We start from the raw sequence: 6,806 nt of genomic DNA, 5'->3' as shown, positions 1-6,806 counted from the left end.
CCGTATTCATGCACGCTTTAATTACTGGCCGCCATACCCAGTATTGTATGTAAAAAAGTTAGGCTTTTTTGATTTTTTTAGGACCCCTATTGAAGTGCAGAATATATCTAAATCTGGCTTACTTGCCAAAGTTACAACCAGTGTGAAGTTTACTGCCAGCGAGAAGTTAATTATTGAGTTTGATAATTATTTTACCGAAGTGATCCCTGCATCTATCATTCGCAGGGATCCTGAAAATCACTTGGTTGCGATAAAGTTTAGTCGTGAAATAAAATTGATCGAAAGAATTGCCCTAAATATTTGTTAATCCCAATCTTCAGCGACAAACTGGATCATAAGCTCATCATTTTGGTACAAATTTAAAAATGGCCATTGCACTTTAATTGCATTCACAGCGCCTAGTGCTTGGTGTAACTTTTGCTCCACAGCGTTCGCATTTGGATCCGCGCAGGCCATTAAGGTTGAACCAATCGGGCCGAGCTTCAATAAACTATTTTGTACTTGCTCATCTTCAAATAAATGCGCTACCTGACCAAACATATTATTGCAACCAGAGAAGCCCGACAGACGATCGCCGGAAATCGTAATATATGCCGGTTTCTCAAGCATGGCGGGATCGACATTACCTAAACCCGTGAGCTGCTTTAGGTACCATTGTCGGCCGTCAGTTAACATCGTATTCTCGGCATAATAACGAGGGGCCTTATCCATTTCTTCAATTAGTTTATACGATAAACTTGAAGCATCTGCCGCGGGGTTAGCAACCTCCGTCGTTTCCACCGCTATTTTATAAAAAGATCCCGGTTGATAATCAAAACCGGCAATATCATTATAAAAGAACTGCCACGCACTAGTTTTGCCATCAACTACCTTGCTCACCACTAAACACTGCATCGGCACTATGCCCTGACAAGCAACGAGCTCAGGTGCAACCCAATAGGTTTCTGTTTTAGTTACAACCGTAGGATCGGTTTCATTGTCATTCTGAGTGACACTGCTACAACCGCTAAGTAATCCGCTTAACATACCCGTTAGCAATAAAATTGCTGGCAATTTAAATTTCATATTAATAAACCTTTTCCCGTTTTCCGCTAAACTTAATAAGCAATATAGCAGCATACCCCCCGATCTTTGATAGACCTTTGACAGAGGATTGTTATGCCACCACTTTTACGCTCAATAATAAAACTGTGTGTATTTTGTTATTTATACAGTATGGCATCGTATAGCTATAGTAGTTCCGTTATTAACGCCAGTAGTTCCGTTATTAACGCCAGTAGTTCGGTTATTCACGTCGGAAGTTATCACTGCCCACCTTTTGTCATGAGTGTGCATCCAAACGGTAATCCACAACCCACCAGCACCGGACTGAGTATCTTATTATGGCAGCGCATCGCCAATAGTCTTGATTTACCCTACCAGATCCAAAACTATGCATTACAAGATTTGCTCAATGAGATTGAAGCGGGCAACGTCGAAGTCGGTATTTCCTGTATCTCCATTACCCCTGAACGTGAGTTAGTCATGGATTTTTCCCACTCCTTTTATGAAACCCACTTGGCTATAGCGGTAAAAGAAAAAGGCTATTGGCGTTCTTTTCTTCAATTAATCACCAACTCGACACTGTTGATTATTATCGCCAGCATTCTCCTCATTGCGGGGTTGATTGGCTGGCTATTTTATAAACTCGAACACAGCGTTAACGATAAACTGTATTCGATGCCATCGAAACGCGCACAATTGTTAGAAGCATTCATTTTAGGGTTGTTGTTTATCACCAAAGGGCCGTTTAACTACTTTGAATTTAAAACCCTGACAGGTCGTGTGATCACGGTAATATTATCTATCACCTCTACCCTATTTATTGCCAGTATTACCGCCATTCTTGCCAGCACTTTCACGCTTGGGCTGATGAACAGTGATATTAAGGGGCCTTACGATCTTATTAATCTCAATGTCGGTGCTAAAGTATCAACCACCTCTTCGATTTACCTGACTAATTTAGGCATTGTGCATCAAACATTTAGCAATATCGATGAGATGCTCATGGCATTACACGAAGGCAAAGTTGATGCCATTGTCGATGATAATGCGATATTAAGATACAAGCTTAAACAGGCCAAACAAGTTGGTCGTTATCAGCAAATATCAGTATTACCTTATCAATTTGAAAAACAAAATTATGGCTTAGCGATTACAAACAACAGCCCCTACACCGAGCAATTAAACCGTGCACTGCTTAACGTGCGGCAAAGTCCTGAATGGCAACAGGCGCTCAACCAATACTTCGCCGAGCATTGATATAACAACCTTTCTTCACTTTTACCATTAAATATAAGCTTACATCTGCTTACATTTAATCAGTCCATCAGACCAGACTTAGTGTTTGATTATATGGATAATGCGCCCAAGAGACTATTCCAGTCATTATCTAATACATATCATGGGCATATTATGAAAAAGCTTATTCTTCCAATACTTACTACAGTCCTCGTTTCAGGCTGTGGTAGCGTTGCACTGATGACCAAAACTAGCGAGCTGAAAACACAACCAGAAATGTTAATCAAAACAGACGGCGATTTTTGGGGCTTAGGCCAAGAAGGTAACTTTGATGTGGCAGGGAAATACACCGGGAAATATGATCGCAGTTCATCGGGATCAACGTGGTTTAACACCATTAGCACCACTGAAGGCGATATGGTTGCCGAAATTACCCGTACAGATAATGGCGATACTTGGGTACTGGTCTGTAATGGCGGAGGTACCAGTGTGAATCTTGGCGGCATCTCATTTGGTGGCAATCAACCCTACCATTGCGATATTAATATTGATGGTAAAACGGTTGGTGAATATGAAATGAAACCATCGAGTGAATTACTCACCCTAGATGTAGCAAAATATGAAGCGGGTGTGGTTCGTATCAACAACCAACACTTAAATGTAAAATCAGTGCATAAGTCAGACGACTTATTCATGACGGTTGAAAAACCACTCGGCTACGTATTTGAACAAGGCACGCAAAGTATCGCTGCCGTACAAACCAATGGTTTACTCAGCTTACAAACACTACCTGACTTAGCGGCAGATAAACAAGACTTGATTGTGGTTGGCTCTATCGCTAGTGCACTAAGTTGGCGTCCAGAGTAATCTGAGACTGAGGGCTGTCATCAACAGCCCTCTCGCTCTTACCGCTTCAGTGATAGTATAAACTGGCGTAGTACGAAACGCCGCAATAATGACTAATCCGTTAAATTACTTAATAATGCTTCGCAACTCGCTTTCATCATCAATAATTCTTCTGTTGGTAAACCCGCCTGACAAAACATGTTCATAGGGACCGATTTTGCTTGCTCTTTTAATGCCAATCCAGCATCTGTTAAACACAAGGTGCGCGCACGTTCGTCTTCTTTACAGCGATCGCGGCGAATAAGCCCTTTCAATTCTAGACGTTTTAACAAGGGCGTTAACGTACCAGAATCAAGGTGTAATTGTTCACCTAAAACTTTCACACTAATTTCATCCTGTTGCCAAAACACCAACATCGCCAAGTATTGTGGGTAAGTAAGATCCAGTGTTTTTAACATTGGTCGATACGCGCGAACCATCGCATTCGTTGCACTGTATAAAGCAAAACAAACCTGATTATCTAAGCGTAACATGGTCTCTTCATTAAATTCTGACATCAGGGTAACCTCTCTTAACTGTCTTGCGCACAATATACTTAATTTTTTATAGATGTCGATAACTTTGCAAAAATATCCACACGCCAGTATTTTTTAACACTAGCGCGACAAATAGCCACATTAAAATTAAACAAATAACAGCGACAGCCGATAATATCTAAAGCAATACAACAGCAATAACGATGACTGCATCATTCATCATCAAATTGTCACAGTAACAATAAATAAAAACTTTATAATTAATCAGTATACAACTAATAACAAACAACCAAAATAAATAACCGTTTATAAACATTACGGTCTAATTATTGCTTAACAGTATTCGGCGGGTAAAAGTTTGCCGCTATAAATTATAAACGACTAGAATAAGGCAGATCTAAGCTATGTTTAATTTTTTCAGCTCAAATAAAGTCCCTCTTGGACAAGTTCTTATCTCAGAAAGAGACTTAGCAGCACTGCAAAGTAAAGTACAACTTTTAGAGCAGCTACAAAATAGTGGCGCATTATCAATTGCTCAAGAAATCACGCAAAATGCACAAAAAGTAAATACGTCGTCGGCAAAAAGACTCGGTAACATTGAACAAAACTTCGATTTAGTTCAAGGATTTATGGAGCAATCAAAAGGCATTGAAAGTCTGTCTAACGACTCTTTCAGTTCTGCGCAAAGCACCGCAAACATCTCTCAGACTGGTATTCAACAACTTGAGGAACTCACCGGTAACATTACCGATTCAGCGCGATTCATTGCCGAGTTTACTATCTTGCTAGCCAACTTAGACGATAACAATAAGAATATTGGTCAATTAGTTGACTCAATTAAAGGCATTGCCGATCAAACTAATCTGTTAGCGTTAAATGCAGCGATTGAAGCGGCGCGTGCGGGTGAACATGGCCGTGGTTTTGCCGTGGTTGCCGATGAAGTACGTGCACTGGCAAATACCGCGAATCAATCTGCAGATCAGATCCAAGGTGAAATGAAAAAAATCATGGATATCTCTGCTGCTATCATTAATAAGCAAAAGCAAGTAACCAACATTATTGATGACAGTGTCGATATCGCGACGGTGACCATGCAGAGCCTGCAAGAGCTCGTTTCACAAGCAAACTCAAGCTCAAGCTTAGTTGAACAAACAATCAGTCAAGTTCAGCAACAGTTAAGTCACTCAAATACGATCCAAACGGGTATGGAAGCATTGCTTAGTGATACGCGTGAAGCGTTAACTGGTTCATCAAATAACGTGCAGTTAGGCGAGCAACTAGTAACTAAATTACGTTTTTAATGTGAGTAATTTTGCTCAGCAAGTTTTTGCTTTTGTATATCAAGTGCCAGCAGGTAAGGTCGCCACCTATGGCGATATCGCTAAATTAGCGGGAATGCCGAGTCACGCTCGTCAGGTTGGTAAAGTGCTTAGTCGCTTACCAGCCGACAGCAAGCTGCCTTGGCATCGTATTGTGAATAGCCAAGGAAAAATATCATTACAGGGGGATCGTGGTGATTATCAAAGGCAGCAGCTTGCGGCAGAAGGTATTCTATTATCCGCACGCGGTACTATTTCATTAAAGACCTACAGAATAGAGCTATGACATATAGCTAATTAACCCTGCGTAAAACTTGCTAGTTTTTTATATTCAAGGGGGCTAATTTCTAACGCATCAACCTGCGCCGAATCTGGCCCTTCTCTTAACCATAAAATCAGCTTATCGCGGTCAGTTTTATCGCCAAATACCTGCACTTCGACATCACCATTTTTAAGATTGGTGGCACGGCCAGTTAAACCGAGTTGCAATGCTTGCTGCACCGTCGCATAACGAAAACCGACCATTTGCACCTTGCCATGAACAATGATCTGATTGCCTTCTTGTGACATAACCCCATATCCTCACCAATTTGCTCAATATTCATTGAGTATATGTCTACATTCGCCATTTAGAGCAAATTAATTTATTCAACAAACTGATATGGTTCACAAAAGCTCGCTTATTACGAATTTCAGATACAAGAAAGCCCATGAGAGCTGTGGTTAACAGCGACTCACGGGCTTTATAACGTGCTTGTACCGCAGTTCAAGACCTACTTATACATTAACTTCAGTCTTATCAATTCACATAAGACTTAGCAATTAACGTAACTCGTCAGCCACGGCTAACATAGCAACTAATGATGCTTCACCCAGCTTAATAGAACGCTCAGGAGACCAACCCATCATAGGGTCTGGTAAGTTATCATTGTCTTTAAATGGCATTTCCATGGTGTTAGCAAGACAATCAAATGTCTCTGCAACCCAATGTGTTGCCACTGTCATGTTGGCTGTACCTGGTTCATCAACTTCATAACCAAATTCAGACTGGAAGTCTGCACTGGCTAATTTGAATACCTCAGAGAAACGATCTCGTAGTTTCGCTAATCTGTCGTTATAGCTTGGCGTCCCTTGTGAACCGGCAAGGAATACAAAAGGTAATGCTTCATCGCCATGTACGTCATAAAATAAATCAACACCCGTTTCATGCATTTTATTAACCACATGGAACACTTCAGGGCTTTTTTCTAAGCTTGGATTCAACCATTCACGGTTAAGGTTCACACCTAGTGCGTTAGTGCGTAGATGACCACGAGCACTGCCGTCTGGGTTCATGTTTGGTACGATGTAGAAGTTAGCTTTGTCTAATAATGCTTTGCCCGTTGGGTTATCACTATCAAGTAAGCTGTGCATCAGGCCATCAACTAACCATTCAGCCATTGTTTCACCTGGGTGCTGACGTGCAGTGATCCAGATGTTACGTTTGTTTTCAGCGCCGTCGCCGATTTTAACTAAGGTTAAGTCACGCTTATCAATAGTCTCACCAAGGTGCTCTAGACTTACTAATGGGTGCATTTGCACTGCAGCAAGTAGATCTTGATGACGTTCGTAGCTGTACGGGGCAAAGTAAGCAATTTGCATTGACTCGCAATCCATATCCGCAATGATAGTTAATTTACCATCTTTATAGAAAGTCGGAATTCGGAACCAGTGCTGACGATCATACGATGCTACTGCTTGGTAGTTTTCCCAACCTTCTAAATAAGCCGCTTCACCAGCATTCAGGATATTCAGTGTGTATTGCTCACCGACTACACCTTCGACA

9 protein-coding genes are annotated in these 6,806 nt (G+C 41.2%); 5 read left to right on the top strand and 4 right to left on the bottom strand.

The window, feature by feature from the left end; all coding sequences use genetic code 11:
• The coding region (locus tag QNK26_RS10375) for a PilZ domain-containing protein (RefSeq protein ID WP_319222731.1) at nt 1-307 on the top strand (307 nt) is incomplete at its 5' end.
• Here the strand turns inward: QNK26_RS10375 and QNK26_RS10370 are convergent.
• Nucleotides 304-1,065: a DUF4377 domain-containing protein gene (locus QNK26_RS10370; RefSeq protein WP_319222730.1), complete on the bottom strand. Its 762-nt coding sequence runs from the start codon at nt 1,063-1,065 to the stop codon at nt 304-306. The two genes, QNK26_RS10375 and QNK26_RS10370, sit on opposite strands and share 4 nt — an antisense overlap.
• Nucleotides 1,066-1,158: 93 nt before the next feature.
• On the opposite strand from QNK26_RS10370, the gene QNK26_RS10365 reads away from it, so the two are divergent.
• Nucleotides 1,159-2,301 (top strand): substrate-binding periplasmic protein, encoded by a 1,143-nt coding sequence (locus QNK26_RS10365; protein WP_319222729.1) that lies wholly within the window; start codon nt 1,159-1,161, stop codon nt 2,299-2,301.
• A 153-nt stretch (nt 2,302-2,454) separates the two neighbouring features.
• Entirely contained in the window at nt 2,455-3,147 is a 693-nt protein-coding gene (locus QNK26_RS10360) for a hypothetical protein (protein WP_319222727.1), read from the top strand.
• Between the two features lie 92 nt (nt 3,148-3,239).
• Here QNK26_RS10360 and QNK26_RS10355 read toward each other — a convergent pair whose 3' ends face one another.
• Nucleotides 3,240-3,683 carry a MarR family transcriptional regulator gene (locus tag QNK26_RS10355; RefSeq protein WP_319222725.1) on the bottom strand — a complete coding sequence of 148 codons (444 nt, stop codon included), beginning with the start codon at nt 3,681-3,683 and terminating at the stop codon, nt 3,240-3,242.
• A gap of 383 nt (nt 3,684-4,066) precedes the next feature.
• On the opposite strand from QNK26_RS10355, the gene QNK26_RS10350 reads away from it, so the two are divergent.
• Both QNK26_RS10350 and QNK26_RS10345 read left to right on the top strand, forming a co-directional pair.
• Complete coding sequence (locus tag QNK26_RS10350) at nt 4,067-4,963, top strand: methyl-accepting chemotaxis protein (protein ID WP_319222723.1); 897 nt, start codon at nt 4,067-4,069, stop codon at nt 4,961-4,963.
• Nucleotide 4,964: 1 nt separating this feature from the next.
• Nucleotides 4,965-5,267: an MGMT family protein gene (locus QNK26_RS10345; RefSeq protein WP_319222722.1), complete on the top strand. Its 303-nt coding sequence runs from the start codon at nt 4,965-4,967 to the stop codon at nt 5,265-5,267.
• Between the two features lie 11 nt (nt 5,268-5,278).
• Here QNK26_RS10345 and yccX read toward each other — a convergent pair whose 3' ends face one another.
• The gene (gene yccX, locus QNK26_RS10340) at nt 5,279-5,551 is read right to left on the bottom strand and encodes an acylphosphatase (RefSeq protein WP_319222721.1); all 273 of its coding nucleotides are present in this window, start codon (nt 5,549-5,551) and stop codon (nt 5,279-5,281) included.
• A gap of 252 nt (nt 5,552-5,803) precedes the next feature.
• A partial coding sequence (locus QNK26_RS10335) for a M14-type cytosolic carboxypeptidase (RefSeq protein ID WP_319222719.1) occupies nt 5,804-6,806 on the bottom strand: 1,003 nt, incomplete at its 5' end.

The organism is Moritella sp. (genome assembly GCF_033791185.1).
In the GTDB taxonomy this organism is placed as follows: Bacteria; Pseudomonadota; Gammaproteobacteria; order Enterobacterales; family Moritellaceae; genus Moritella.
The sequence above is the reverse complement of the archived record's forward strand: the minus strand, read 5'-3'. Positions and strand labels throughout refer to the sequence as shown.